This window comes from Streptomyces bauhiniae (genome assembly GCF_004784475.1).
Lineage (GTDB): Bacteria > Actinomycetota > Actinomycetes > Streptomycetales > Streptomycetaceae > Streptomyces > Streptomyces seoulensis.
Genome location: NZ_SRRT01000001.1, coordinates 588,370 through 614,294, shown reverse-complemented (window position 1 = coordinate 614,294; position 25,925 = coordinate 588,370). Strand labels below are relative to the sequence as shown.

Annotated in this window: 27 protein-coding genes; 10 read left to right on the top strand and 17 right to left on the bottom strand. The window is 73.3% G+C overall.

From position 1 onward, the window contains the following. Positions 1–19 precede the first annotated feature (19 nt). Genes E5083_RS02960 through E5083_RS02950 form a run of 3 tightly spaced genes read left to right on the top strand, consistent with a single transcriptional unit; the run spans position 20 to position 3,062 of the window. Positions 20–1,324 (top strand): magnesium transporter MgtE N-terminal domain-containing protein, encoded by a 1,305-nt coding sequence (locus tag E5083_RS02960; protein WP_135784005.1) that lies wholly within the window; start codon positions 20–22, stop codon positions 1,322–1,324. Next, positions 1,317–1,886 (top strand): DUF1003 domain-containing protein, encoded by a 570-nt coding sequence (locus E5083_RS02955; protein WP_135784004.1) that lies wholly within the window; start codon positions 1,317–1,319, stop codon positions 1,884–1,886. Before E5083_RS02960 ends, E5083_RS02955 begins: the two co-directional genes overlap by 8 nt. A 42-nt stretch (positions 1,887–1,928) precedes the next feature. Further along, positions 1,929–3,062, top strand: coding sequence for an Mrp/NBP35 family ATP-binding protein (locus tag E5083_RS02950; RefSeq protein ID WP_031181066.1), 1,134 nt, complete (start codon positions 1,929–1,931; stop codon positions 3,060–3,062). A gap of 60 nt (positions 3,063–3,122) precedes the next feature. Here E5083_RS02950 and E5083_RS02945 read toward each other — a convergent pair whose 3' ends face one another. From E5083_RS02945 to sigE, 5 genes are all read right to left on the bottom strand, one after another. Then, entirely contained in the window at positions 3,123–3,794 is a 672-nt protein-coding gene (locus tag E5083_RS02945; protein WP_167513439.1) for a hypothetical protein, read from the bottom strand. A gap of 269 nt (positions 3,795–4,063) precedes the next feature. Next, the gene (locus E5083_RS02940) at positions 4,064–4,516 is read right to left on the bottom strand and encodes a sec-independent translocase (RefSeq protein WP_135784002.1); all 453 of its coding nucleotides are present in this window, start codon (positions 4,514–4,516) and stop codon (positions 4,064–4,066) included. Positions 4,517–4,600: 84 nt separating this feature from the next. Continuing rightward, a complete protein-coding gene (locus E5083_RS02935; protein WP_135784001.1) occupies positions 4,601–6,541 on the bottom strand; it encodes a trypsin-like peptidase domain-containing protein in 1,941 nt (646 codons plus the stop codon). 159 nt (positions 6,542–6,700) lie between these two features. Continuing rightward, positions 6,701–7,570 carry an anti-sigma factor family protein gene (locus tag E5083_RS02930; protein ID WP_135784000.1) on the bottom strand — a complete coding sequence of 290 codons (870 nt, stop codon included), beginning with the start codon at positions 7,568–7,570 and terminating at the stop codon, positions 6,701–6,703. Further along, positions 7,567–8,277 carry an RNA polymerase sigma factor SigE gene (gene sigE, locus E5083_RS02925; RefSeq protein WP_078858405.1) on the bottom strand — a complete coding sequence of 237 codons (711 nt, stop codon included), beginning with the start codon at positions 8,275–8,277 and terminating at the stop codon, positions 7,567–7,569. Before sigE ends, E5083_RS02930 begins: the two co-directional genes overlap by 4 nt. 229 nt (positions 8,278–8,506) lie before the next feature. Here sigE and E5083_RS02920 point away from each other — a divergent pair, with 229 nt between their 5' ends. Continuing rightward, positions 8,507–9,220 carry an O-methyltransferase gene (locus E5083_RS02920; RefSeq protein WP_135783999.1) on the top strand — a complete coding sequence of 238 codons (714 nt, stop codon included), beginning with the start codon at positions 8,507–8,509 and terminating at the stop codon, positions 9,218–9,220. Between the two features lie 86 nt (positions 9,221–9,306). Here the strand turns inward: E5083_RS02920 and E5083_RS02915 are convergent, their stop codons facing one another. After that, entirely contained in the window at positions 9,307–9,474 is a 168-nt protein-coding gene (locus E5083_RS02915; RefSeq protein WP_018544333.1) for a DUF3117 domain-containing protein, read from the bottom strand. Between the two features lie 372 nt (positions 9,475–9,846). Here E5083_RS02915 and chcB point away from each other — a divergent pair, with 372 nt between their 5' ends. Next, a complete protein-coding gene (gene chcB / locus E5083_RS02910) occupies positions 9,847–10,653 on the top strand; it encodes a 2-cyclohexenylcarbonyl CoA isomerase (protein WP_135783998.1) in 807 nt (268 codons plus the stop codon). A 48-nt stretch (positions 10,654–10,701) separates the two neighbouring features. Here chcB and E5083_RS02905 read toward each other — a convergent pair whose 3' ends face one another. Together E5083_RS02905 and E5083_RS02900 are read right to left on the bottom strand one after the other, a co-directional pair. Further along, the gene (locus E5083_RS02905; protein ID WP_135783997.1) at positions 10,702–11,298 is read right to left on the bottom strand and encodes a DNA-3-methyladenine glycosylase I; all 597 of its coding nucleotides are present in this window, start codon (positions 11,296–11,298) and stop codon (positions 10,702–10,704) included. Then, positions 11,295–11,642: a DivIVA domain-containing protein gene (locus E5083_RS02900; protein ID WP_135783996.1), complete on the bottom strand. Its 348-nt coding sequence runs from the start codon at positions 11,640–11,642 to the stop codon at positions 11,295–11,297. The genes E5083_RS02905 and E5083_RS02900 overlap by 4 nt, the downstream gene beginning before the upstream one ends. A 156-nt stretch (positions 11,643–11,798) precedes the next feature. Here E5083_RS02900 and folP point away from each other — a divergent pair, with 156 nt between their 5' ends. Further along, complete coding sequence (gene folP / locus E5083_RS02895; protein WP_135783995.1) at positions 11,799–12,659, top strand: dihydropteroate synthase; 861 nt, start codon at positions 11,799–11,801, stop codon at positions 12,657–12,659. A 59-nt stretch (positions 12,660–12,718) separates the two neighbouring features. Here folP and E5083_RS02890 read toward each other — a convergent pair whose 3' ends face one another. Together E5083_RS02890 and dapE are read right to left on the bottom strand one after the other, a co-directional pair. After that, positions 12,719–13,477: an LOG family protein gene (locus E5083_RS02890; RefSeq protein WP_135783994.1), complete on the bottom strand. Its 759-nt coding sequence runs from the start codon at positions 13,475–13,477 to the stop codon at positions 12,719–12,721. Positions 13,478–13,583: 106 nt separating this feature from the next. After that, positions 13,584–14,663 (bottom strand): succinyl-diaminopimelate desuccinylase, encoded by a 1,080-nt coding sequence (dapE, locus tag E5083_RS02885; protein ID WP_135783993.1) that lies wholly within the window; start codon positions 14,661–14,663, stop codon positions 13,584–13,586. Between the two features lie 95 nt (positions 14,664–14,758). On the opposite strand from dapE, the gene E5083_RS02880 reads away from it, so the two are divergent. Together E5083_RS02880 and E5083_RS32190 are read left to right on the top strand one after the other, a co-directional pair. Beyond that, on the top strand, positions 14,759–15,757 hold the full coding sequence (locus tag E5083_RS02880) for a VldE C-terminal domain-containing protein (protein WP_208753928.1): 999 nt from the start codon (positions 14,759–14,761) through the stop codon (positions 15,755–15,757). Positions 15,758–16,047: 290 nt separating this feature from the next. After that, on the top strand, positions 16,048–16,335 hold the full coding sequence (locus E5083_RS32190) for an ATP-binding protein (protein WP_135783992.1): 288 nt from the start codon (positions 16,048–16,050) through the stop codon (positions 16,333–16,335). Positions 16,336–16,458: 123 nt separating this feature from the next. Here E5083_RS32190 and E5083_RS02870 read toward each other — a convergent pair whose 3' ends face one another. Next, a complete protein-coding gene (locus tag E5083_RS02870) occupies positions 16,459–17,556 on the bottom strand; it encodes a bifunctional succinyldiaminopimelate transaminase/glutamate-prephenate aminotransferase (RefSeq protein WP_135783991.1) in 1,098 nt (365 codons plus the stop codon). Between the two features lie 123 nt (positions 17,557–17,679). After that, on the bottom strand, positions 17,680–18,000 hold the full coding sequence (gene fdxA / locus E5083_RS02865; protein WP_018561461.1) for a ferredoxin: 321 nt from the start codon (positions 17,998–18,000) through the stop codon (positions 17,680–17,682). 140 nt (positions 18,001–18,140) lie between these two features. Between fdxA and E5083_RS02860 the strand changes: the two genes are divergently transcribed. Both E5083_RS02860 and E5083_RS02855 read left to right on the top strand, forming a co-directional pair. Further along, positions 18,141–19,160, top strand: coding sequence for a GNAT family N-acetyltransferase (locus E5083_RS02860; RefSeq protein ID WP_135783990.1), 1,020 nt, complete (start codon positions 18,141–18,143; stop codon positions 19,158–19,160). 9 nt (positions 19,161–19,169) lie between these two features. Then, positions 19,170–20,054, top strand: coding sequence for a transglutaminase family protein (locus E5083_RS02855; protein ID WP_135783989.1), 885 nt, complete (start codon positions 19,170–19,172; stop codon positions 20,052–20,054). A 6-nt stretch (positions 20,055–20,060) separates the two neighbouring features. Here E5083_RS02855 and E5083_RS02850 read toward each other — a convergent pair whose 3' ends face one another. From E5083_RS02850 to E5083_RS02830, 5 genes are all read right to left on the bottom strand, one after another. Further along, positions 20,061–20,675 carry a response regulator transcription factor gene (locus tag E5083_RS02850; RefSeq protein ID WP_135783988.1) on the bottom strand — a complete coding sequence of 205 codons (615 nt, stop codon included), beginning with the start codon at positions 20,673–20,675 and terminating at the stop codon, positions 20,061–20,063. Then, positions 20,672–21,856 (bottom strand): sensor histidine kinase, encoded by a 1,185-nt coding sequence (locus E5083_RS02845; RefSeq protein WP_135784406.1) that lies wholly within the window; start codon positions 21,854–21,856, stop codon positions 20,672–20,674. The genes E5083_RS02850 and E5083_RS02845 overlap by 4 nt, the downstream gene beginning before the upstream one ends. Before the next feature lie 5 nt (positions 21,857–21,861). Further along, positions 21,862–22,620: an ABC transporter permease gene (locus E5083_RS02840; RefSeq protein WP_135783987.1), complete on the bottom strand. Its 759-nt coding sequence runs from the start codon at positions 22,618–22,620 to the stop codon at positions 21,862–21,864. Beyond that, on the bottom strand, positions 22,617–23,552 hold the full coding sequence (locus E5083_RS02835; RefSeq protein WP_208753926.1) for an ABC transporter ATP-binding protein: 936 nt from the start codon (positions 23,550–23,552) through the stop codon (positions 22,617–22,619). The genes E5083_RS02840 and E5083_RS02835 overlap by 4 nt, the downstream gene beginning before the upstream one ends. A gap of 129 nt (positions 23,553–23,681) precedes the next feature. Then, positions 23,682–25,922, bottom strand: a complete 2,241-nt coding sequence (locus E5083_RS02830; protein ID WP_135783985.1) for a hypothetical protein — start codon at positions 25,920–25,922, stop codon at positions 23,682–23,684. Positions 25,923–25,925 lie beyond the last annotated feature (3 nt).

Sequence of the window (25,925 nt, the reverse complement as noted above, 5' to 3'; positions counted from 1 at the left end):
CACGGCAAAGGAAGCACAGATGGCAGCCGGTGTCCCCCGGATCTTCGTGTCGCACCTGGCCGGGGTCCCCGTCTTCGACCCGGCGGGCGACCAGGTCGGCCGGGTCCGCGACATCGTCGTCATGCTGCGCGTCGGCCGCCGTCCGCCCCGCGTGCTCGGGCTGGTGGTGGAGCTGTCCACCCGGCGCCGCATCTTCCTGCCGATGACCCGCGTGACCGGCATCGACTCCGGCCAGGTCATCTCCACCGGCGTGGTCAACGTCCGCCGCTTCGAGCAGCGGCCCACCGAGCGCCTGGTCTTCGGGGAGCTGCTGGACCGCCGGGTGAAGCTGGTGGAGACCGGCGAGGAGGTCACCGTCCTCGACCTCTCCGTGCAGCAGTTGCCGGCCCGCCGCGAGTGGGAGGTGGACCGGGTCTACGTCCGCAAGGGGAAGAAGGGCGGCGCCTTCCGGCGGGCCAAGGGCGAGACGCTGACCGTGGAGTGGTCGGCCGTCACCGGGTTCTCCCTGGAGGAGCACGGGCAGGGCGCGGAGAACCTGCTCGCCACCTTCGAGCAATTGCGCCCCGCCGACCTCGCCAACGTCCTCCACCACCTCTCCCCCAAGCGGCGCGCGGAGGTGGCCGCCGCCCTGGACGACGACCGGCTGGCGGACGTGCTGGAGGAGCTGCCGGAGGACGACCAGATCGAGATCCTCGGCAAGCTGAAGGAGGAGCGCGCCGCCGACGTCCTGGAGGCCATGGACCCCGACGACGCCGCCGACCTGCTGGGCGAGCTGCCGGAGGAGGACAAGGAGCGCCTGCTGAGCCTGATGGAGCCCGAGGACGCGGCCGACATGCGGCGCCTGATGTCGTACGAGGAGCACACCGCGGGCGGGCTGATGACCACCGAGCCGATCGTGCTGCGCCCGGACGCCACGGTCGCCGACGCGCTCGCGCGGGTCCGCAACCCCGACCTCTCCCCCGCCCTCGCCGCCCAGGTGTACGTCTGCCGCCCGCCGGACGAGACGCCGACCGGCAAGTACCTGGGCACCGTGCACTTCCAGCGGCTGCTGCGCGACCCCCCGTACACCCTGGTCAGCTCGCAGCTCGACGACGACCTCCAGCCGCTGTCCCCGGCCGCCACGCTCCCCGTCATCGCCGGGTTCTTCGCCACGTACGACATGGTCGCCGCGCCCGTGGTGGACGAGTCGGGGTCGCTGCTGGGCGCGGTGACCGTGGACGACGTGCTGGACCACATGCTGCCCGACGACTGGCGCGAGACGGAGTTCCACCTGGACGAGCTGCCGGAGACCGGCGCCGGGCGCGAAGCGGGCGCGCATGGCTGAGCGCGAGGGCGGCCGCGAGGGCCGCGACCGTTCCCCGGCGGGCGCCACGGCGACCCGTCCGCGTATGCCGCGCCTGGACCAGCCGCGTCCGCCGCGCCGCAGGGTGCTGCCGGAGTGGGACCCGGAGGCGTTCGGCCGGCTGTCGGAGAAGATCGCCCGGTTCCTGGGCACGGGACGGTTCATCGTCTGGATGACGGTCGTCATCATCGTCTGGGTGGTGTGGAACATCGCCGCGCCGGACGTGGTGCGGTTCGACTCCTACCCGTTCATCTTCCTGACCCTGATGCTGTCCCTCCAGGCGTCCTACGCGGCCCCGCTGATCCTGCTCGCGCAGAACCGGCAGGACGACCGCGACCGGGTCAACCTGGAGCAGGACCGCAAGCAGAACGAGCGGTCCATCGCGGACACCGAGTACCTGACCCGCGAGATCGCCGCCCTGCGCGCGGGCCTGGGCGAGGTCGCCACCCGCGACTGGATCAGGTCCGAGCTGCAGGATCTCGTACGCGAACTGGAGACGGAACGGACAAGCCGCCCCGCGGGGCGTGACGCAGACGACCGCTGAGGCACTACCCGTCGGCCCCCGGGGGCGCCGTACCATCGTCGTATGGCTACGGAAGACGCGGTGCGCGAGGCGCTGTCGACGGTGAACGACCCCGAGATCAACCGACCCATCACCGAACTCGGGATGGTCAAATCGGTGGAGATCGGCGCGGACGGAGCGGTCGCGGTCACGGTGTACCTGACGGTCTCCGGCTGCCCCATGCGCGAGACGATCACCCAGCGGGTGACCGACGCGGTCTCCCGCGTCGAGGGCGTCACCCGGGTGGACGTCACGCTGGACGTGATGAGCGACGAGCAGCGCAAGGAGCTGGCCAACGCGCTGCGCGGCGGGCAGGCCGAGCGCGAGGTCCCGTTCGCCAAGCCCGGCAGCCTCACCCGCGTCTACGCGGTCGCCTCCGGCAAGGGCGGCGTCGGCAAGTCCTCGGTGACGGTGAACCTGGCGGCCGCGCTGGCCGCCGACGGTCTGAAGGTCGGCGTGGTGGACGCCGACATCTACGGGCACAGCGTGCCGCGCATGCTGGGCGCGGACGGAAAGCCCACCCAGGTCGAGAACATGATCATGCCGCCGTCGGCGAACGGCGTGAAGGTCATCTCCATCGGGATGTTCACCCCGGGCAACGCCCCCGTCGTCTGGCGCGGTCCGATGCTGCACCGGGCGCTCCAGCAGTTCCTGGCGGACGTGTACTGGGGCGACCTGGACGTGCTGCTGCTGGACCTGCCGCCGGGCACCGGTGACATCGCGATCTCGGTGGCCCAGTTGGTGCCGAACGCGGAGATCCTGGTCGTCACCACCCCGCAGCAGGCCGCGGCCGAGGTCGCCGAGCGCGCGGGCTCCATCGCGGTGCAGACCCACCAGAAGATCGTCGGCGTGGTCGAGAACATGTCCGGCCTGCCCTGCCCGCACTGCGACGAGATGGTGGACATCTTCGGCACCGGCGGCGGCCAGCTCGTCGCGGACGGCCTGACCCGTACGACCGGCGCGACCGTGCCGGTGCTCGGCAGCATCCCGATCGACGTGCGGCTGCGCGAGGGCGGCGACGAGGGCAAGCCGGTCGTGCTGACCGACCCCGACTCCCCGGCCGGCTCGGCCCTGCGGGCCATCGCGGGCAAGCTGGGCGGCCGTCAGCGCGGCCTGTCGGGGCTGTCGCTGGGCATCACCCCGCGCAACAAGTTCTGAGCCCGGACACGACGAGAGGGGGCGCCGGCGACTGTCGCCGGCGCCCCCTCTCGTCGTGTGTCAGGCGTAGGCGCCGATGTCCTTGACGACGGCGAAGCCGAGCCCGTAGGCGCTCATCCCCCGGCCGTACGCGCCGACGTGGACGCCCGCCTCGGTGGCACCGGCGAGCACCCAGCCGAACTCCGACTCCCGGTAGTGGAAGGGCGTGGCCACGCCGTCCACCGGCAGGGAGAGCTTCGCCCACTCCGAGCCGTCGAGGTCGTCGGCCAGTGCCCACGCGGTCTCGGTCTGCTGGTCCAGCCAGTCGTCGCGCAGGGTGTGGTCCATCTGGCCGGGCCAGGTGACCGACAGCAGGCCCACCCCGGCCAGCCAGGCCGCCGAGGAGACCGAGGTGGCCTCCAGCAGCCCGGTGCCGTCCGCGCTGCGGCGGGAGGGGTTGACCGGCACGGTGACGACGACGGCGAACTTCTCCCGCGGCTCGTCCGAGGAGTTCGCGCTGTGCTCGTTGCGTACGGAGGGCTCGTCGCCGTGCCCGATCGAACCGTGCTCCACCGCGCCGTCGGCGGCCAGGCCGACCTGGAGCAGCCAGCGGTGGCCCGTGAACGCCTCGTCGAGGCCGTACCAGGGGAAGGGCGCGCGCAGATAGCCGTCGACCGTCCGGCCGCCGAGGGGGCCGCGCCGGCCGCTCTCGGTGGCCGGCGTCTGCGCGCTTACCCGACTTGTGGTCTCCATCTGCCCGGACGCCTCCTCGTTCTCGTCGGACCGGGGCAAGGGCCCGCCCCCCTTCGGGCGTACGCGCCCGGTCCGCACAACAACTCGGCAGCATATCCACACCGCTGAGGACTGCCCGGAATGCGACGGGCGCGAGGGGCTCCGGGGGCGGCCGAACGCGGGACGTCCGGCTGGTACGGACGAGGAAACCCGCCCGGTGGGGCGGGTTTCGTGGCGTGTCGTGATCTGTTCGGGCGGCGCGGGGCCGACCGGGTGAAGCCGCCCCGGCGTCAGGTGGCGTCGGCGTCGAAGGGCGGGCGGTCGTCCTTCGGGGCCTCGGGCTTCTTCGTCATGTCGACGCGGCCGCCGGACGCGGCGGAGGAGGTGGGGGCGGTCGGCCCCGGCAGCGCGGAGGCGGTGTCGTGGCCGTTCACGGAGTCCGTCAGCTCGGCCATCTCGCGCTTCAGGTCGAAGGTGCTGCGGATCTCCTTGAGACCCAGCTCGTCGTTGTCGAGCTGCTTGCGCAGGAACGCCTTCGGGTTGAGGTCCTCGAACTCGAAGTCCTTGAACTCCGGGCCCAGCTCGCTGCGGATGTCGTTCTTGGCGTTGTCCGAGAACTCCCGGATCTTCCGGAGCGTGCGGGTGACGTCCTGGATGAACTTGGGGAGCTTGTCCGGACCGAAGACGAGCACGGCGAGGACGATGAGCGTGACCAGCTCAAGCGGCCCTATGTCATTGAACACCTGAAAGCTCCTTGCGTGTCCTCGGTCGCCCCACGGTACCCGGCGCACCCGCCGGACCGGTACCGCCCCGAGGTGAGACTTGCGTCAGTTCCGGCCGGACGCCCCCAGGCGCAGCGTGACGGTGTGCTCGGCGCCGGGGCTGCCCACGGTCAGGCGGAGGCGGTCGCCGGGGCGGTGGGCGCGGATCTTGACGATCAGCTCCTCGCCCGAGTGGACGGGGTGTCCGTCGACCCCGGTGATCAGATCGCCCGGCTTCAGTCCGGCCCGGTCACCGGGGCCGTCCTTCTGCACGGCGGGGCCGGCCGCGCCGCCCTCGGTGTCGATACGGGCGCCGTCGCCGGCGTAGTCCATGTCGAGGGTCACGCCGATCACCGGGTGGGTGGCGTGCCCGGTGTTGATCAGTTCCTCGGCGACCCGGCGGGCCTGGTTGGCCGGGATGGCGAAGCCGAGGCCGATCGAGCCGGACCGGCTCTCGGTGGAGTCGGCGTCCCGGTCGGCGGAGCGGATGGCTGAGTTGACGCCGATCACGCGGGCGTGGGCGTCGAGGAGGGGGCCGCCGGAGTTGCCGGGGTTGATCGGGGCGTCGGTCTGGAGCGCGTCGACATAGCTGACGTCGGTGCCGTCGCCCTTCTCGCCGCCCGCCGTGATGGGGCGGTCCTTGGCGCTGACGATGCCGGAGGTCACGGTGTTGGCCAGGTCGAAGGGGGCGCCGATCGCGACGACCGGGTCCCCCACGCGTACGGCGTCGGAGTCGCCCAGGGTCAGCGGGGTGAGCCCCTGGACGCCCTTCACCTGGACGACGGCCAGGTCGTAGCCGCTGTCCCGGCCGACGACCTCCGCCTCGGCGGTGTCGCCGCTGCTGAACGTCACGGTGATGTCGCCTCCGCCGGACGCGGGTGCCACGACGTGGTTGTTGGTGAGGATGTGCCCCCGGCCGTCCAGCACGAAGCCGGTCCCGGTCCCGCTCTCGTCCCCGCCCCGCACATGCAACGTCACCACTCCGGGCAACGCCCGAGCGGCTATCCCGGCCACACTGTCCCGCTCCCGCCCCTCCGGCACGGCCCCGGCGCTCGGCAGCCGCACGGTGGTCGTCCCCTCCCGCTCGACCCAGGCCCCGAGAAACCCCCCGACACCGGCGGCAACCAGCGTGACCCCAAGAAAGACCCCGAGAACCTTCTTCCATCCGGGCCACTGGTGCGGCGCGGTTGCGGGGGCGGCTTGGTGGGAGGGGGGTAGGGGGTTCCAGGGGTCGTAGCGGGGGGCTGCGGAGTCCTGCTGGGGTGCCGGGGCGGGAGCGGCTTCCGGGGACTGAGCCGGCGCCGGAACGGCGGGGGGCGAGGCGGGCGCGTCCGCGAGGGGGGCGCCGTGGGCCGGGGGCGCGGGGGCCCACGGGGCCGGGCCGGCGTGGGGATCGGGGGCGCTGGACTCGGCAGGGGACACGGGGACCGAGGCGGCCGTCAGGGAGGTGCCGTGGACGGAGGGCGCGGAGGCCCAGGGGCCCGGCTCGCCGTCGGGACCGGGGGCGCTGGGCTCGGCCGGGGGCACGGGGCTCGGTGGGGCCGTCGCGGGCGTGGCCTGGGTCGGGGGCGCCATGGGGTGCTGGATGGGCGGCGCGGGGGCCCAGGGGCCCGGCTCGCCGTAGGGAGGGGTGCCGTAGGGGTCGGGGTCGTGCAACGGCTTGGGACGGCCGCTGTCGCCCACACGCGGGTCGGCCGGGCGGGCGTCGGCGGTCTCGCGGGGCTCGTCCCACGAACCCGGAGTGTCGCCGGCCGCGGGCGCCCGGTCGGCGCCCCCGGCCCCGGTCACCGAAGCAGTCACCGGCGCGCCGTGGGAGTCGCTTCCGCGCGGCGGCTCGGCAGGGCTGTCCGGGCTCCCGTCCGCACGCTCCGAAGCAATCGACGGCGCGCCGCCAGGCGAGGCGTGCCCGTCGAGCGGATCGCCGGCGGGAGCGTCGTCCTCGTCCCCGCCCCGCTCCGCGGGCCGGTCCGCCTCGGCAGGGCGCCGGTCGCCGGGCTCGTGGCCCATATGGGAACCGTCAACCCCGGCGGTAGCCGCCGGCTTGGGTAGTTCGAAGTCGTCGCTGGGTGCGGGCGGCTTCGGGTGACCCTCGTTCATGCTCTCCCCAGTCGCGGTGTGGAGGCCGTGTGGGGACGGCCTTACAGGATTCAACCAGGGATCGGGGGGTCAGGGGGCCGAGGGTGAGGGGGAGTTGGTGGGGGCGGCTGCCGTGGTGGTGTTGGTGGAGGGGGATGCCAGGGGCCAGGAGTCCAGGGAGAAGGGGGTGGTCTCGCCGAGCGGACGTATCAGCGGGGAGACCGCGGCCGCGCCCGCCATCACCGGCATGGCGAGGTCCCGCGCGGCGTCCTGGACCCGCGCGTCGACCGGCGCCGGAATGCCCGGCAGCAGCGGCGCGGTGGCGGAGACCTGCGCGGCCGGGGTGCGATTGAGCGTCCCTCCGCCCTGCGCGAGCAGCGGAGCGGGAGAGCGACGCCGCTGGGTGTCAGGGGCACCCGTACCCGTACCCGAGCCCGCCCCCGCCGAGCGCGACGGCGCCACATTGCTCCCGTTGCCCGGCCCACCGCGGGCGTCGGCCGCGAGGTCGCCCGGAAGGGCGGTGGTGACACCACCGAGGGCAACCGCTGCCAGGGACACCGCTCCGGCCGCCGCCGCCGCGAACCGCAGCCCCCGCGAGGAGGGCCGGTCGGCGACGGGATGGATACGGAAGCCGCGCTGCTCCGGGGCGTGCCCCGAGTCGGCCGGGACGTAGCTGAAGGCGAACCGCTCGCCGGGCCCGTCGGCGTCGCCGCCGGGGAGGCCCTGGAGGCGGGCGAGGAAGGACTCGGAGGGCGGCGGCGGGGCGGCCTCCGCGAACACGTTCTTCAGTTGGCGCTGCGCGTCGGCCTCCGCCCGGCACCGGCAGCAGGTGGCCAGGTGGGCGAGGACGCGGTCGCGCGACTCATGACCGAGTTCTCCGTCCACCAGGGCGGAGAGCCGGTCTCCCAGATGCTGTTCCGCGAGGTGCGCCTCCGCGGGGTTCGGTCCGGTTCCACTCACGCGGGCGTGCCCCCTCCCCCCAGCGCGGGGACCCGGGGCATGAACGAACGGCGCTCGGCCTTGCGGGCCTCGGGAGAACGGTGGGCCAGGGCCTTGCGGAGCTGCGAACGCCCCCGGTGGATACGGGAGCGGACGGTGCCCAGCTTGACCCCGAGGGTCGCGGCGATCTCCTCGTACGACAGCCCCTCGATGTCGCACAGCACCACGGCCGCGCGGAACTCCGGCGCGAGGGTGTCCAGCGCCTGCTGGACGTCGGCGTCGAAGTGGGCGTCGTTGAAGACCTGCTGCGGGGACGGCTCACGGCTGGGCAGGCGCTCGGCCGCGTCGTCGCCCAGGGCGTCGAAGCGGATGCGCTGCTTGCGGCGGACCATGTCCAGGAACAGGTTGGTGGTGATGCGGTGCAGCCAGCCCTCGAAGGTGCCCGGCGAGTACGTCGACAGCGAGCGGAAGACGCGGACGAAGACCTCCTGCGTGAGGTCCTCGGCGTCGTGCTGGTTGCCGGTGAGGCGGTAGGCGAGGCGGTAGACGCGGCCGCTGTGCGTGCTGACGATCTCCTCCCAGGTGGGCGGAGTCCACGCCTGCCCGTCCGCGTCGGTGGCGAAGGTCGCGGTCTGGGTCTCGCCTGCGGCGGGACCGGCGGCGTGGTGGTCAGCAGCGGTGTCGGTCACGGATTTCGGCCTGCCCGACCCGAGAAAGCGCCGCAGCACTCCCCCTCGGTCCTCGGGTGCGGCCGCACCTCCCCTGTCGGCTCTGGTGGTGTCCAGTGGAGCCCCTACCATAGCCACCTCGCCCGTTAGCTCCGGATAAGCGGTTTTACGAAAATTTGACACGCGCTGACCCGGCTCATCCACCCGCGTCAGCATGTGCTCCGCACCCTCCGTCACCTCTCACCCCCGTCGCGTGCCCGCCGCGCTCTCCGCACGCCGGCTCTCCCCTGTGAACGCTCGGTCCCATCAGCGGGTTCCCGGCGCAACGGATACAGTCACGCCGAGGCAACCACGGGGACAGGAGAGGGTCATTACCGGCAACCGGCAGACGAGCTGGGCGTTCGCCGACGCCTTTGTCGCCGAGGACGAAGCACTGCGCTGGGCCCGGGACCGTGCCCGCGACGCGGGGCTGCGCTCGGTGGCGCCCAGCACGGGCGCCGCGCTGCGACTGCTCGCCGCCTCCGTGGACGCCAAGGCGGTCGCGGAGATCGGCACCGGCTGCGGGGTGTCCGGAATCCATCTGCTGCACGGAATGCGCCCGGACGGCGTCCTGACCACGGTCGATCCGGAGCCGGAGCACCAGCAGTTCGCGCGGCAGGCGTTCCGCGCCTGCGGCTTCGCCAGCAACCGCGCCCGGTTCATCCCCGGCCCCGCCCTGGACGTGCTGCCCCGCCTCGCGGACTCGGGCTACGACCTGGTCTTCTGCGACGGCGACCGGCTCGAGTACTCCGACTACCTCGCTGAATCGTTGCGCCTGCTGCGTCCGGGCGGACTGGTGGTCTTCGAGGGCGTCTTCGCCAGCGGCCGTACGGTCGACTCCGGCCCGCAGCCCACCGAGGTGGTCCGGCTGCGCGAGCTGCTGCGCACGGTGCGCGAGAGCCCGGAGCTGGTGACCTCGCTGCTGCCGGTCGGCGACGGCCTGCTCTGCGCCGTCAAGCGCTGAGCGCCCGGCGCGGCTCCCCGGATACGCGACTGCCCCGGCACCTGAACGGGTACCGGGGCAGTCGGAAGGAAAAGATCGCGGCGCGTTTAGACGACGACCTTCTTGAGGGCGTCGCCGAGTGCCTCTGCCTCGTCGGGGGTCAGCTCGACGACGAGTCGACCGCCGCCTTCGAGCGGAACGCGCATGACGATGCCCCGCCCCTCCTTGGTCACCTCGAGCGGGCCATCACCCGTCCGCGGCTTCATGGCCGCCATGCTCGTACCCCTTCCTGAAACCAGGCTCATCGTCTGCCGACGACCCCACGGAGGGCACCCGCGGTCCAGGAGGGACACGCGACACCGGCATCGAACACATTGCTTCCCAGCCATTATCCCGCATCCCAGGACCCGATGACCAACATCGGTCCGCATCGCTTGGACAACGCGCGCGAGCAAAACCACTCAATTCGGGGATGTGCCTGCGATACTGCGCCACCCTCGGCACACCCGTCGGCCATGTCTGTGGCGGTTTTGTTAGACGCAGGTCACACCGCCGGTGCGACTGCCGGGCCGGGATCTCCGCCATGCTGTCCCCGGACAACGACGTACCGGCCGGTACGTCATCACGCGAAACGGAGGGGACGCGCCATGGCCGACATCGTGCTCCACGAGGTGAACGACGGGCTCGCCACGATCACGCTGAACCGCCCCGAGGCGATGAACGCGCTGAACATCGCCACCAAGAACGCGCTGCGCGAGGCCGTCGAGGCCGCCGCGGCGGACGACGCGGTGCGGGCGATCCTGCTGACCGCGGCGGGCGAGCGGGCGTTCTGCGTGGGCCAGGACCTCAAGGAGCACATCGGGCTGCTCGCCGCCGACCGGGAGGGCGGGGGCGGCGGCCGGACGATGAGCACCGTCAAGGAGCACTACAACCCGATCGCGCGGGCGCTGGCGGGTGCGAAGAAGCCGGTGATCGCCGCGGTGAACGGCGTGGCGGCCGGCGCGGGCTTCGGGTTCGCGCTGCTCGCGGACTACCGCCTGGTGGCGGACACCGCCGCGTTCAACACCTCGTTCGTCGGCGTGGCGCTCAGCGCGGACTCCGGCCTCTCCTGGACGCTGCCCCGCGTGATCGGCACCAGCCGCGCCACCGACCTGCTGCTCTTCCCGCGCACCATCGGCGCCCAGGAGGCGCTGGAGCTGGGCATCGCCAACCGGGTCGTCCCGGCCGCCGAGCTGCGCGCCGAGGCGGAGAAGGTGGCCCGCGCCCTGGCCGACGGCCCGACGGTCGCCTACGCGGCGATCAAGGAGGCCGTGGCGTACGGGCTGACGCACTCGCTGGACGAGGCGCTGGAGAAGGAGGACGAACTCCAGACCCGCGCGGGCGCCTCCGAGGACCACGTCATCGCGGTGCAGGCGTTCGTGCAGAAGGAGAAGCCCAAGTACGTGGGCCGCTGACGCTCCGAACGGCCGGGGCAAGCCACGTGACCCCGGCCGGTCCGCGCCTCAGCCGCGCGTGGCCGCGCCCCGGCTGACGCACGCTTCGAGGTGGTCGTCGACCAGGCCGCACGCCTGCATCAGGGCGTACGCCGTGGTCGGGCCGACGAACCTCAGGCCCCGCTTCTTCAGCGCCTTGGACAGCGCGGTGGACTCCGGGGTCACCGCCGCCACGTCGCCCAGCACCTTCGGCACGGGACGCGCCACCGGGTCCGGGGCGTGGGACCAGATCAGCTCGTCCAGCTCGCCCTCGGACCAGTCGGCCAGCACGCGCGCGTTGGCGAGCGTGGCGTCGACCTTGGCGCGGTTGCGGATGATGCCGGGGTCGGCCAGGAGACGCTCGCGATCCGCCTCGGTGAAGGCGGCGACCTTCTCGATCCGGAAGTCGGCGAAGGCGAGCCGGAAGGTGGGCCGGCGCCGCAGGATCGTGATCCAGGACAGCCCGGACTGGAACGCCTCCAGGCTGAGCCGCTCGAAGAGGGCGTCGTCCCCGTGCACCGGGCGCCCCCACTCGTCGTCGTGGTACGAGACGTAGTCCTCGGTGGAGAGCGCCCAGGGGCAGCGCAGCGCGCCGTCCGCCCCGGCGAGGGCCTCCCCGGTGCTCATCGGACGTCCTCCGGACCGGGCTCGTCCGGCCGGGGCCGCACCGCGCGGGCACCGGCGAGCGCGCTCTGCAGGTCCGCGATCCGGGCGTCCCGCTCACCGAGTTCGGCGGCGAGGCGGCTGAGCGCGTCGTCCACGTCGGCCATGCGGTAGCCGCGCGCGGCGACCGGGAAGCGCAGGCTCTCCACATCGGTGCCGTGCAGCGGGCGGTCCGCGGGCAGCGGGTCCTGGAGCCGCTCGGGCACGGCCTCCTGGAGCGGGGCGCTCTCGCCGCCGCCCACCACGGCGAGCGTCACCGCGCCGACCACGACGGCCAGCGCGAGGACCAGGAACAAGAACATCAGCATCGCCAGGGTTCCCCAAGCTCGATGTGCCGGACGCCGGGCCTCATGGGACCTCACGCCCGGAAGCCGGATGTGTCTGGGTCCGATCGTGCCATGCGAGGCTGACAGTCCGGGCCGCGAGGCGCCGGACGTCCGAGGCACGAGGAGAGGTCACAGGGGATGCTCAGGCTGGGCAAGCGGGAATTCGGGGCGCACGAACCGGTGATCATGGCGATCGTCAACCGGACCCCGGACTCCTTCTACGACCGGGGCGCGACGTTCGCCGACGACGCCGCCCTCGCGCGCGTGGAGCGCGCCGTGGCCGAGGGCGCGGCCATCGTCGACATCGGCGGGGTGAAGGCCGGGCCGGGCGAGGAGGTCACCGCCGAGGAGGAGGCCCGGCGCACGGTCGGTTTCGTGGCGGAGGTCCGGCGCCGCTTCCCCGAGGTGATCATCAGCGTGGACACCTGGCGGGCCGAGGTCGGCGAGGCGGTGTGCGAGGCGGGCGCGGACCTGCTGAACGACGCGTGGGGCGGCGTGGACCCCGGCCTGGCGGAGGTCGCCGCCCGCCACCGGGTGGGCCTGGTGTGCACGCACGCCGGACGCGCGGAGCCCCGTACCCGGCCGCACCGGGTGGCGTACGACGATGTGATGGCCGACATCCTGGACGTGACCGTGGGGCTGGCCGAGCGGGCGGTGGCGCTGGGGGTGCCGCGCGAGTCGGTGCTGATCGATCCGGGGCACGACTTCGACAAGAACACCCGGCACAGCCTGGAGGCCACGCGCCGGCTGGACGAGATGGTGGCGACGGGCTGGCCGGTGCTGGTGTCGCTGTCCAACAAGGACTTCGTCGGGGAGACGCTGGACCGCCCGGTGAAGGAGCGGCTGATCGGCACGCTGGCGACCACGGCGGTCTCGGCGTGGCTGGGGGCGCGGGTGTACCGGGTGCACGAGGTCGCGGAGACCCGGCAGGTGCTGGACATGGTGGCGTCGATCGCCGGCCACCGGCCCCCGGCGACGGCCCGTAGGGGTCTCGCCTGACAGGGGCTTCCCGTAGGGGGACGGCCGTAAGGGACCGTCCCCCAGGGGGCGCCTCGGTACTACCGGGCCGCTTCCTTGGACACCAGCGCGACCGCCTCGTCCACGTCGTCCGTCACGTGGAACAGCAGCAGGTCCTTCTCCGCCGCCTTGCCCTGCGCGACCAGGGTGTTCCGCAGCCAGTCCATCAGGCCGCCCCAGTACTCGCTGCCGAACAGCACGATCGGGAAGCGGGTCACCTTCTGGGTCTGCACCAGGGTGAGCGCCTCGAACAGCTCGTCCAGCGTGCCGAGCCCGCCGGGCAGCACCACGAAGCCCTGCGCGTACTTCACGAACATCATCTTGCGGACGAAGAAGTACCGGAAGTTCAGCCCGATGTCGACGTAAGGGTTCAGCCCCTGCTCGAAGGGCAGCTCGATGCCGAGGCCGACCGAGACGCCGCCCGCCTCCAGCGCGCCCTTGTTGGCCGCCTCCATGGCACCGGGACCGCCCCCGGTGATCACCGCCCAGCCGGCCTCCACCAGACCGCGTCCGAGCCGCACACCGGCCTCGTACTCCGGCGAGTCCACCGGGGTGCGGGCCGAGCCGAACACACTGATCGCGGGCGGGAGTTCGGCCAGGGTACCGAAGCCCTCGATGAACTCCGACTGGATGCGCAGCACCCGCCAGGGGTCGGTGTGCACCCAGTCGGTGGGGGCGCGCTCGTCCAGCAGCCGCTGGTCCGTGGTGCTGGCCTGCACCTGGCCCCGCCGCCGGAGCACCGGGCCGAGCCGCTGCTCGTCCGGTGGGCGCTTCTTCCCCTCGGGGTTTCCGGTAGCCATGTGCGCTCCCTCCGCTTGCCGGTATTTCGTCCTCAGCCTAGATCCGCGACCGTTACGGAGGGGGGACGTGAGCATGTCCGGAACGCGGCGCCGCGCGGTGCGGGCGTCACGCGGTCAGCCAGGCGCGCAGCCGCTCCTCACCGGCGAGGACCTTGGCCACCTCGACCCGCTCGTCCCGCTTGTGCGCCAAGTGCGGGTTGCCGGGGCCGTAGTTGACCGCCGGGATGCCGAGGGAGGCGAAGCGGGAGACGTCCGTCCAGCCGTACTTGGGCATGGGGGTGCCGCCGACCGCCTCGATGAAGGCCGCGGCGGCCGGGTGGGACAGGCCGGGCAGGGCGGCGCCGCTGTGGTCGTCGATCACGAACTCCTCGACGCCGCAGTCCGCGAACACCTCACGCACGTGCGCGATGGCCTCCTCCTCGGTGCGGTCCGGGGCGTAACGGAAGTTGACGGTGACCACGCACTCGTCCGGGATGACGTTGCCGGCCACTCCCCCGCCGATGCGGACCGCGTTCAGTCCCTCGCGGTACTCCAGACCGTCGATGACCGGCCACCGGGGCTCGTAGGAGGCGAGGCGGGCGAGGATCGGGGCGGCGGCGTGGATGGCGTTGGAGCCCATCCAGCCGCGCGCGGAGTGGGCCCGCTCGCCCTTGGTCTTCAGCAGCACCCGGAGCGTGCCCTGGCAGCCGCCCTCGACCTCGCCGTCGGAGGGCTCCAGCAGCACCGCGAAGTCGCCGTGGAGCCACTCGGGGCGGGCCTCGGCGAGGTGCTTGAGGCCGTTCAGCTCGGCGGCGACCTCCTCGTTGTCGTAGAAGACGAAGGTCAGGTCGCGGTTGGGGTCCGGCACGGTGGCCGCGATCCGGAGCTGGACCGCGACGCCGGCCTTCATGTCGCAGGTGCCGCAGCCCCACAGCACGCCGTCCTCGTCGAGGCGGGAGGGGACGTTCTCCGCGATCGGGACGGTGTCGATGTGCCCGGCGAGGATGACGCGTTCCGCGCGGCCCAGGTCGGTGCGGGCGAGGACGTTGTTGCCGAAGCGCTCCACCGTGAGGTGGGGCAAAGCGCGCAGCGCGGCCTCGATCGCGTCCGCGAGGGGCTTCTCCGTGCCGCTCTCCGACGGGATGTCCACGAGCCGGGCGGTCAGCTCGGCGGCGTCCAACGTGAGGTCAAGGGTGGTGTCGGCCATGCTGGTGACCCTAACGCCCGCCGGGCGGGGGCCCGCCGTGTCACCGGGCGCGGGCCCGCGGCGAGGCCCCTTGCGGGCTCCAGTACCTTGTACGCGTGTCAGAGCCGTCCCCCTCTCGCCCCAAGCGTCGCGGCCGTGTGTTCCGGATCGGTGCGGCCCTGCTCGTGCTCGCCGGCGTCGGCGCGTACCTCGTCGTCCAGTACGTCACCGGAGGCGGTGCCGCGCGCGGCTGCACCGTGGTCTCGGTGCAGGACAGGACGGTGTCGTACGCCTTCACGCCCGAGCAGGCCGTGAACGCGGCCACCATCGCGGCCGTCGGCACCGGGCGCGGCATGCCCGAGCGTGCCGTGACCATCGCGCTGGCCACCGCGCTCCAGGAGTCGGGGCTGCGCAACATCGGCCACGGGGACCGGGATTCGCTCGGCCTGTTCCAGCAGCGGCCCTCGCAGGGCTGGGGCACCCAGCGGCAGATCATGGACCCCGCGTACTCGGCGGGCATCTTCTACGCCCACCTCGCCCATGTGTCCGGCTACACCGAACTCCCGCTCACCGTCGCCGCGCAGAAGGTGCAGCGCAGCGGCTTCCCGGAGGCGTACGCCAAGCACGAGCCGGACGCGAAGCTGCTGGCCGCCGCCCTCACCGGCCGCTCGGCGGCCACCCTGACCTGCGACGGCCGCACCGCCCGCACCGCCGAGGCGGCGAGCCCGGACGCCGTACGGACCGCGCTGGTACGGGACTTCGGGCGCGACGCGCTCCAGGAGACGGGGGCGGTGGTGGGCGGTACGGCCGTTCCCTCGCCCTCTCCGTCTCCCAGCGTGACCGCCACCGCGCACGGGCGGACGGTGACCGTGCCGGTGCCGCAGGGCACGCGGACGGACGCCCACGGGCGCACCGAGCGGGAGCGGGGGTGGCAGCTCGCGCAGTGGGCGGTGGCCAACTCCTCGGCGCTGCGCATCACTCGGGTGACGTACGAGGGGCGGGAGTGGACCGCGTCCAACGGGGGCGGGGACTGGCATCCGGTGAAGACGCCGTCCTCCGGGGCGGCCGGGGCGGAGTCGTCGCTGGCGTCCGTGCGGATCGTCACGGGGTCCTGAGGGGGCGCGGACGCTTGTGCGGGGGGTGCCCCGTACGGGTTGCGGGGGGTGTCGGGGGGCGCGTTCGGGGGCGGGGGTGCGGTTGCCGTCCTCGGGCCTTGCGGCTCAAGGGGTGGAAGGATTCTGCGGGGGCCGTTCGCGACGGTCTTTGCCCGTTTTTATCCACACCTGATAATGCGATGCGTTATCCAGTCTTTACCTTCGGCGTCCGCAACCTTCGGCGGGTTCGAGCGGTAGTCAGTGCGTCCGGGCTCGGACACCACACGTTCTCTCCTGTCGAATGGAGCATCATGTCCCTCCCCCTGACTCGTCGTATCGCTCGTGCCGCGCTGCTCGTCGCCGCGGGGGCGGCTGCCGGGGTCGGCGCCGCGGGCACCGCCGGTGCGGCCACCAACCAGCCGGCCGTGCCGGACCTCGGTGGGCTGACCAAGCTCGACGGTGCGACGCACGTGGACAAGGCCGTGGGTGGGCTGGCGGACAGCAAGGCCGTGAAGAAGGCCGTGCCGGCGCCTGCGGCGGGCAAGGCGGCGGGGAATGTGCTCGGCGGCTTGCCGCTGAAGGGGCTCCCGCTGGGCTAGTAGTTACCGCGAGGGGGTCCAGGGTGTTCCCTGGGCCCCCTTGGCGTTTCTCCGGGCCGCACCCGGCACTGTCGGGCTGTGCCCACCCGTTCCGCCCTGCGGAACGACTGCCCACAGCCAGGACTACGCCGTCAGGCGGGCCACCGCCGCGCCAACACGCTCGTCCGTCGCCGTCAATGCCACGCGGACGTACTCCTCGCCCGCCTCGCCGTAGAAGTCGCCCGGCGCCACCAGGATGCCCAGGTCGGCCAGGGCCGCGACCGTGGTCCAGCAGGACTCGCCGCGCGTGGCCCAGAGGTAGAGGCTGGCCTCGCTGTGGTCGATGCGGAAGCCGTGGGACGTAAGGGCCGTGCGGAGCTTGGTGCGGCGGGCCGCGTAGCGCTCGCGCTGGAGGCGGACGTGCTCGTCGTCGCCGAGCGCGGCCACCACCGCGGCCTGGGTCGGGGCGGAGGTCATCATGCCGCCGTGCTTGCGGATCTCCAGCAGCGGCATCAGCACCGCCGGGTCGCCCGCGACGAAGGCCGCGCGGTAACCGGCCAGGTTGGACCGCTTGGAGAGGGAGTGGACGGCGAGGATGCCGTCGTAGGAGCCGCCGTTGACGTCCGGGTGCAGGACCGAGACCGGGTCGGCCTCCCAGCCGAGTTCCAGGTAGCACTCGTCGGAGACGATCAGTACGCCGTGCTCGCGGGCCCAGGCGACGATCCCGGTCAGCTCGTCCTTCGAGAGGACCTTGCCGGTGGGGTTGGACGGCGAGTTCAGCCAGAGCAGCTTCAGGTTCGTGGGGTCCAGCTCGCGCGGGTCGTCGTAGACCTCGTACTCGGCGCGGGCGAGGCGGGCGCCGACCTCGTAGGTGGGGTAGGCCAGGCGCGGGTAGGCGACCTTGTCGCCGGGGCCGAGGCCGAGCTGGGTCGGCAGCCAGGCGACGAGTTCCTTGGAGCCGACGATCGGCAGGACGTGCCGGTGGGTGACGTCGCGGGCGCCGAGCCGGCGCTCGAGCCAGCCGGTGATCGCGTCGCGCAGCGCGGGCGTGCCCCAGACCGTCGGATAGCCCGGCGAGTCGGCCGCGTCGACCAGCGCCTTCTGGATCAGCTCGGGAACCGGGTCGACCGGGGTGCCGACGGAGAGGTCGACGATGCCGCCGGGGTACGCGGCGGCGGTCTTCTTGTACGGCTCCAGCTTGTCCCAGGGGAAGGCGGGGAGCCGGTCGGAGACTGCGGACACGGGGCTTGCTCTCTTTCCTAGGGGGCCGCGAAAACGCCTCGGTCCCGCACGGCCGGGGGTGACCAGGCCGTACGGGACCGAGGCGGCGCGCTCGTACGGGCGCCGCCGGATCTTGCCGACCGGTTACTCGCCCTGCGGCGGCAGCGCGGCGATGAAGGGGTGGTCGCGCTCGATCAGACCCAGCTTGCTGGCGCCGCCGGGGGAGCCCAGCTCGTCGAAGAACTCGACGTTCGCCTTGTAGTAGTCCTTCCACTCCTCCGGAGTGTCGTCCTCGTAGAAGATCGCCTCGACCGGGCAGACCGGCTCACAGGCACCACAGTCGACGCATTCGTCCGGGTGGATGTACAAGGACCGCTGGCCCTCGTAGATGCAGTCGACCGGGCACTCCTCGATGCACGCCTTGTCCTTGACGTCGACACAAGGCTGCGCGATGACGTAGGTCACGCTGTCGTTCCTCCTCGATAGGGCGCTGGCGGGCCTCCTCAGGCTCCGCCGCCTGGCGCGCGGGAGCGCGGCGTCGTCGATGCCCGCACCTAGTATCTCCGTTCCGGAGCGTGATCCGAACAGGAGGGGTGGAGCGACCCGTGGAAATCTCGGTGACAGGACTGCTCAAGGTCCTCATCACACCGGCAGACGTGGGCAAAAGGGTATCTGTACGGCAGTTGACGGGATCGGGTGCGGCGGGCGAGAAGTTCACCGACACGGTAGGCGTGCTCACATCCTGGGACGACGACGGCGTGCTCATGATCACACGGCGGGACGGCCGGGTGGTCAGGGCCGAGGCGTCGTCGCTGGTCGCGGGCAAGGTCGTACCGTCCGCTCCGGCGCGTCGCCGGGGTCCGTCGGCGGGGTACGAGGAACTGGCACGGGTCGCGGCGCGGGCGTGGCGTCCGCTGGAGAGCGAGCGGCTCGGCGAGTGGGAGCTGCGGGCCGCGGGCGGCTTCACCCGGCGGGCCAACAGCGTGCTGCCGCTCGGCGAGCCGGGGCTTCCGCTCGACGCGGCCCTGACTTCCGTAAGACGCTGGTACGGCGAGCGCGGACTGCCCGCCTACGTCCAGACCGCCACCGGTGCCGAGGGCACGCAGGAGCTGCTGTCGGCGGAGCTGGCGCGGCGCGGCTGGACACGGGAGGTCACGGCGGAGCTGTGGACCGGCGGCTTGGCGCCGGTCGCGGACCGGGACGGGGGCGCCGGCGTGGTGCTCTCCCGCGAGGCGGACGAGGCGTGGCTCGCGCGGTACGGGCGCGAGGGAGTGAGCGAGGTGGCCCTGCGGGTGCTGCACGGCGGACCGTCGGTGTGGTTCGCCCGTGTGCCCGGCGCGGACGGCGAGCCGCCGGCGGCGATCGGGCGGTGCGTGGTGGACGGCCGGTGGGCGGGTTTCGCCGCGGTCGAGGTCGATCCGGCCCGGCGCCGCCAGGGGCTGGCCACCGACGTGATGGCCGCGCTGGCCCGGCGCGCGCTGGACGAGGGCGCCTCGGCGGCGTGGCTCCAGGTCGAGGAGGACAACGAAGGCGCGCGGCGGCTGTACGACGGTCTCGGCTTCGCCCGGCATCACGCGTACCACCACTACCGGGAGCCGGACGCGGCCGGCTCCGGGCGGTCGTAGGAGGCCGTCGTGGAGCCCCAGGAACCGGCCCGGCGCCCCGCTTTCCCGCCCCCGTATCCGCCTCCGCCGGAGCGGTCGGCGGAGCTGCGGCGGCGGTTCGCGGAGGAGGCGCGGTCGCAGTGGCCCGACCTGTCCGCGCTGTGCCTGATGATCGGCGCGGAGGCGGACGGCACGCTGGACGAGGCCGGGATGGACGCGGCCCAGATCGAGCTGGACGAACTCGCCGGGCGGCTGCCGTACCGGCCGGGCGAGCCGCTGGCCTGGGCGCGGGCGGTGGGCCGGCTGCTGGGCGGCACCCACGGGTTCTGCGGTACGGCCGGGGAGTACGAGCGGCTGGAGTCCTCGCTGCTGCATTCCGTGCTGCGGCGCAGGCGCGGGCTGCCGATCCTGCTGTCGGTGGTCTGGATGGAGGTCGCGCGGCGCGCGGGCGCCCCGGTGTACGGGGTCGCGCTGCCGGGGCACTTCGTGGTCGGGTTCGGCACGGCGGGCGACCGGGTTCTCGCGGACCCCTTCGAGGGCGGGCGGGTGCTCAGCGGCGCGGACACCGAGCTGCTGGTGGCCGGGGCGACGGGCGCGCCGCTGGAGCCCTCGATGCTGGTCCCGGCGGCCCCCCTCCAGGTCATCCAGCGCATCTTGAACAACATCCGCGCCTGGGCCACCGCCCGCCCCGAACGCTCCGACGTGGCCCTCTGGGCGGTGGAACTCGCCATGCTCCTCCCCTCCCGCCCGGCCCGCCTCCGCTACGACCGAGCCCGCATCCTCGTCCAGCGCGGCGCCTTCACCGAGGGCGCGGCCGAACTGGAGGCATACGCGGAACTGGTCTCAGTGGTCGACCCCACAGCCGAGGAAAAGGCCCGCGCCCAGGCCCACGCGGCAAGGGCGTTGCTCAACTGACCGGCTTCACAGCCAGCCCTTCTCGCGGGCGATGCGGACGGCCTCGGCCCTGTTGCGGGCCGCCAGTTTCTGGATGGCTGTGGAGAGGTAGTTGCGGACCGTGCCCTGGGAGAGGTGGAGGGTCTGGGCGAGTTCGGCGTTGGTGGAGCCGTCGGCGGCCGCGCGGAGGATCTCGCGTTCGCGGTCGGTCAGGGGGTTGGCGCCTTCCGCGAGGGCCGCGGCGGCGAGGGTGGGGTCGATGACGCGTTCACCGGCGAGCACCTTGCGTACGGCGGCGGCGAGTTGGGCGGCGGGGGCGTCCTTGACGAGGAAGGCGTCGGCGCCCGCCTCCATGGCGCTGCGGAGGTAGCCGGGGCGGCCGAAGGTGGTGAGGACGACGAGCTTCACGCCGGGGTGCGCCCGGTGCACCTGAGCAGCGGCCTCGATCCCGGTGCAGCCGGGCATCTCGATGTCGAGCAGGGCCACGTCCACCCCGTGCTCCCCCACCGCGGCCAGCACCTCGTCCCCGCGCGCGACCTGCGCGACGACCTCGATGTCGTCCTCAAGGCCGAGCAGCGCGGCGAGCGCCTCGCGGACCATCGACTGGTCCTCGGCGAGGAGGACCTTGATCGTGCTCGTCATGACCCGGATACTACGTCCGCCACGACGGCCGACGGGACGCGGGCGACCACCCGGAACCCCTTGGCGGAGCGGCCCGCCTCCAGCGTGCCCCCGGCCCCCTGGAGCCGTTCCGCGAGCCCGGTGAGCCCGTTGCCGGGCCCCTTCCCCGAGCCGCCGGAGCCGTTGTCCTCGACGGACAGCTCCAGCACCGGCCCGTCCAGGGTGTGCCGGTGCAGCAGCTCGACCGCGCACCGCTCGGCCCCGCTGTGCCGGACCACGTTGGTGACGGCCTCCCGCAGCGTCCACGCGAGCGCGGCCTCGGCTTCCTCGGGCAGCCCGGCGAGGTCGGGCTCGGCGGGGATCTCGGCGACGACCCCGGCGGCCGTCAACGCGACCTGCGCACCGGCCAGTTCGGCGGCGAGCCGGGGCCGCCGGTACCCCGTGACGGCCTCCCGTACATCGACCAGCGCCTGCCGGCTGACCCGCTCGATGTCGGCGACCTGCTGGGCGGCCTTCTCCGGCTGCCCCGGCAGCATCCGCCCCGCCAGCTCGCTCTTGAGCGTGATCAGGGACAGCGAGTGCCCCAGCAGGTCGTGCAGGTCACGGGCGAGCCGCAGCCGCTCCTCGTTCGCGGCGAGCTGCGCCACCGTGGCCCGCGCCTTGCGCAGCTCGATCGTGGTGCGCACGAGCTGCCGTACGCCCGTCATGGCGAAGCCGATCAGCACCACCAGCAGGATGAGGTTGCGCGCCTCCTCCTCGTCGGTGTGCAGCCCGACCAGGTACATCAGGGCCGCCGAGGCCGGGATCGCCCAGTAGGTGGCCTTGGCCGGGAGGGTCGCCCCGCAGGCCACCGAGAGGTAGACGAAGAGGCCGAGCCAGGCGCTGCCGAGGGTGTAGGCCAGCAGCGGCGCGAGGATGCCGAGGACCACCAGGAGCAGGACGACGGCCGGCCCGGAGAAGGTCCGGCCCATGTTGCGGAAGACCAGCCCCAGGTAGACCGCGACGAACGCGGTGAGCCCGACCGCACCGGCCCAGGTCGCCGCCGTGCCATGGTCGCCGTTCACCAGGTCGTGGACGGGTGAGCTGAGGAAGACCAGCCAGACGCCGATCCACAGCAGCTTCACCCACAGCTCGCGCCGGCCCCCCGGCGGACGCCCCACGGGGGTGCCCGTCTCACCGCCGGCGCACCGGTCCTCGGTCATCGCGTTCACGCCTTCAGCGTGTCCTTCCGGTACAGCCAGGCCGCGCCGCCCGCGAAGAGGACGAAGTACACGGCGAGGACGGCGACGTCCCGCCCGTGCGGGGCCTGGCTCTGCTCGACCGCGCGTCCCAGGGCAGCGTACGCGTACGTCGGCAGCCACTCGGCGATGTCCTGGAGCCAGCGCGGGAACCCGGCCGAGGGCATCCACAGGCCGCCGAGGAGGGAGAGCGCGAAGTAGACGATCATCGTGATGGGCCGTACCGCGTCCCCGGAGGCGAGGTAGCCGATGGCGACGCCGAGCGCGGCGAAGACGAGGCTGCCGGCCCAGATGACGCCGGTGAGGGCGAGCCACTGCCAGGCGTCGAGGCGTACGTCCTTCACGACGGCGGCGACGAGGAACACCATCACGATGGACGGCAGGCTCACCACGGCCGCGCTCGCGGTCTTGGCGAGGACGTAGCCGTGGCCGGGCAGCGGGGTCAGCCGGAGCTGGCGCACCCAGCCGCTCTCCCGCTCCTTGGCGATGCGCTCGCTGTTGCCCATCAGGACGGCGGTCAGCGCGCCGAAGGAGGCCATGGAGACCATCAGGTAGGTGGCGACGGTCAGGCCGGTGCCGTCGACCTTCTCGTCGGTGCCCGAACTGCCCGCGAAGATCAGGAAGATGATCGAGGGGTAGAGCACGGAGAAGAACAGGAACTTTCGGTTGCGCAGGGCGCGGGCCAGCTCCAGCTTGATCAGGGCCCGTGAGGCGAGGATGCCGGTCATGCGCGCTTGGCCTCCTCGGCCTCGGTAATGGCGACGAAAGCCTGCTCCAGGCCGAGCCCGGCGACTTCCAGGTTGCGGGGGTAGAGACCGAGCCCGTACACGGCGTGCACGGTGGCGTCGGCGTCGGCGGACTGGATGCGGACGGTCTGGCCGGAGACGTCCAGCGAGGTCAGCGCGGGCAGTCCGGCCAGCGCGGTCTCGTCGATGGCGCCGGTCAGGTCGAAGGAGACCCGGCGGGCGCCCGCGCGGGCCTTGATCTCGGCGGCGGTGCCGTCGGCCAGCAGGCGGCCCCGGTGCAGCACGAGCACGCGGTCCGCGATGGCGTCGGCCTCTTCGAGGTAGTGCGTGGCGAAGAGGACCGTACGGCCCTGGTCGGCCTGCTCGCGCATGGTGGCCCAGAACGCGTGCCGGGCGGAGACGTCCATGCCGGTGGTGGGTTCGTCCAGCACGATCAGGTCGCTGTCCCCGGCGGTGGCCAGGGCGAAGCGGACGCGCTGGGCCTGGCCGCCGGAGAGCTTGTTGACCTTGCGGTCGGCGATCTGCGTGATCCCGGCGCGGGCCAGCACATCGGAGGCGGGGTACGGACGGGGGTGCAACGAGCAGGCGAGGCCGACCAGTTCGGCGACCGTCACGTCCTCCATCAGCCCGCCGCTCTGCAGCATCGCGCCGACCCGCCCGGCCACGATCGCCTCACGCGGGCCGGTCCCGAACACGGTCACCCGCCCCTCGTCCGGCTGCTTCAGCCCGAGCAGCAGATCGAGCGTGGTGGACTTCCCCGCCCCGTTGGGTCCGAGCAGCGCGACGGTCTCCCCCGGCCGCAGCACGAGCGACAGCCCGTCCACGGCCCGCACATCCCCGTACGCCTTGCTCACCCGCTCGAACCCGGCCACCACCGGCACCCCGGTCGCGGTCGGCACCACTGTCGTCGTCATGCCCTCCACTCTGGCCGGGAGGGGGGTGGGGGCGGCAGTGCCGTCGGTCCTGAGTGCCGGATGACAGATGTCATACGACGACGAGGGCACCCGGAGCGGCTCCGGATGCCCTCGCTGTGCTGGACGCGGCTAGTTCGGCTTGGTGTCGATGGTGCCGATGCGCTCCGCCGGGGTCTTGCCGACCAGGGCCTTGCGCAGGGCCGCCACCACGTCCTGCGGGAGCACGTCCCGCTTGCCGGTGGCGCTCTCCACCTGCACGCCGTCGAAGGTGGTGCCGTACGCGGCCTTGAGCGCCTCGAGGTCGTAGGTGTCGGTGAGCTTGCCGCCCACCGCCTTGAACCCGAGGATCTTCGGCAGCGACTTGGGCCCGAAGTTGATGCTGTGCGCCGCGTCGACCTGGACGGTGACGAGGTTCGACATCGCGGGTTCCGCGAACGCCTTCATCTCGCGGTCGACCTCGGCGTTCGGGACCGTCGGCTGCTTCGTGGTCGTGGGCACGCCGACCGGCGTCGCGGTGCCGGTCTCGATGAGCGTGCGGTACGCCTGCTCGACGGCCTTGGTGGAGCCGGCCGCGTCGACGGCCTTGCCGGGCTTGCCGTAGACGGCGACGGCCTTGCCGGACTCGAACTTGATGCCGCCCTCGACGACCGAGCCTGAACCGCCGCCCGCCTGCTGGAGGGCGACCTGGAGCTTCTCCTCGTCCACCGGGGTTTCCGGCTGGACGACCCGCTTCTGCCCGAAGAGGGAGCCGATCACGGAGAGGGGGTTGTAGTCGCTGGTGGCGGCCTTGCTGACGGTGGCCTGGTAGTCGAACTGCAGGCCCGCCTTGTCCGGGGTGAGGGCCACGTTGCCGCCGCCCACGGAGAGCTGGAGCGGCTTGTTGACCCGGTCCCGGAAGGCGTCGTCGAGCTTCTTGACCGCGTCGTCGCGGGTGCCGCCGCCGATGTCCACGCCGAGCACGGTGGTGCCCTTGGGCACGTCGGTGCGGTTCATCAGCAGCCCGGCGCCATAGGCACCGCCCACGACGACGACCACACCGGCGACCAGCAGCATCAGCTTGCTGCGGCCCTTCTTCTTCTTGGGCTGCGGCGCGGCCTTCGCCTGCGGCGCGGGCGGCTTGGGGGCCGTGTACGCGGGGCGGTCGGCGGCCGGGGTGGGGCCGAAGGGGTCGGCCTCGTCACCGGGGAAGACCGGGATGCCGCTGGTGACGGTGTGCCCGGAGACGGTGCCGTGCGGGGCGCGGCCGGGGGCGTTCGGGGCGGCGGCGAGCTGCTGCGGGGTGAGGATCGCGGTGTCGTCACCGAGGGGGTTGCCGGGCTGGGGCGCCTGCGGGGCCTGGGGAGCCTGGCCGCCCTGGGGGCTCTGGGGGCCCTGGGCGTTCTTGGGCGGGCCGCCGCCGGGGGCGCGGAAGGCGGGCGGGCCGTCGAAGGGCTCGCCGGGCTCCATGCCGCGCATGCCGGGCGCACCGGGGGCGCCGGGCGCGTTGCCCGGTACCGGACGCGTCGGCAGCGGGCCGTCGCCGGTGACCGGGCCGCCGGTCGGGCCCGTGGGGCCGTTCGGGCCGGGGGCGCCCTGGCCGCCGGGGCCGTTGAAGCCGCTCGGACCGCCGGGGCCGCCGCGGCCGTTGGCACCGGGGGCGCCCGGACCACCGGCGGGCGCACCGCCGTTGTCGGAGAAGAACGGCAGGTCGTCACGGGCGGGCTCGCCGGGGCGGGTGCCGCCGCGCGGACCGGAGGCCAGCGCCTCGGTCACGTCGAAGGAGCCGGTGCCGCCGCCGTGGCCCGGCGCGACGGGGCCACCGGTGGCGCCGGACATGCCGGAGCCGTTGGTGCCGCCGGGGCGGGGGGCGTTGGGCGCGGGGGTGGTGGGCCGCTGCGCAGACGGTCCGGGGCCGAGCGCGGGCGCGCCGGTGCGCGGAGCACCCGTACCGCCCGGCATGCCAGACCCGTTGGTGCCGCCGCCGCCCGAACCGCCCTTGGGGGCGCCGGACTTGCGGGGAGCGAACCAGTCGCTGGTCTTCTCCTCCGCCTGCGGGGCGGCCTCGGCGGCCGGCTCGGGCGCGGGCGGCGCGGCGGGCTCGGGCCGCGCGTCGGCGGCCGGCTCGTCGCCGCCGCTCTCGCCGGCCGGGGCGCCGTCGACGGTCTTGCGCACGACGACCGGCGGAATCGGCCGCGATCCGGGGATGTTGATCCGGATGCGCGTGGTCAGCGTGGTCTCGGTCTTGCGCTCCTCGGGACGCGCGTCCGGACTTCCCGCGCCGGTCCCGTCGCCGGAAGCCATGGGGGTCCCGTACGGCGGGGTGCCGGAGGGGTATGCGGCTCCGCCGCGCCCGTTGGGCCCGGAGGACGGAGTGTCAGTTTCACGACTCAAGGC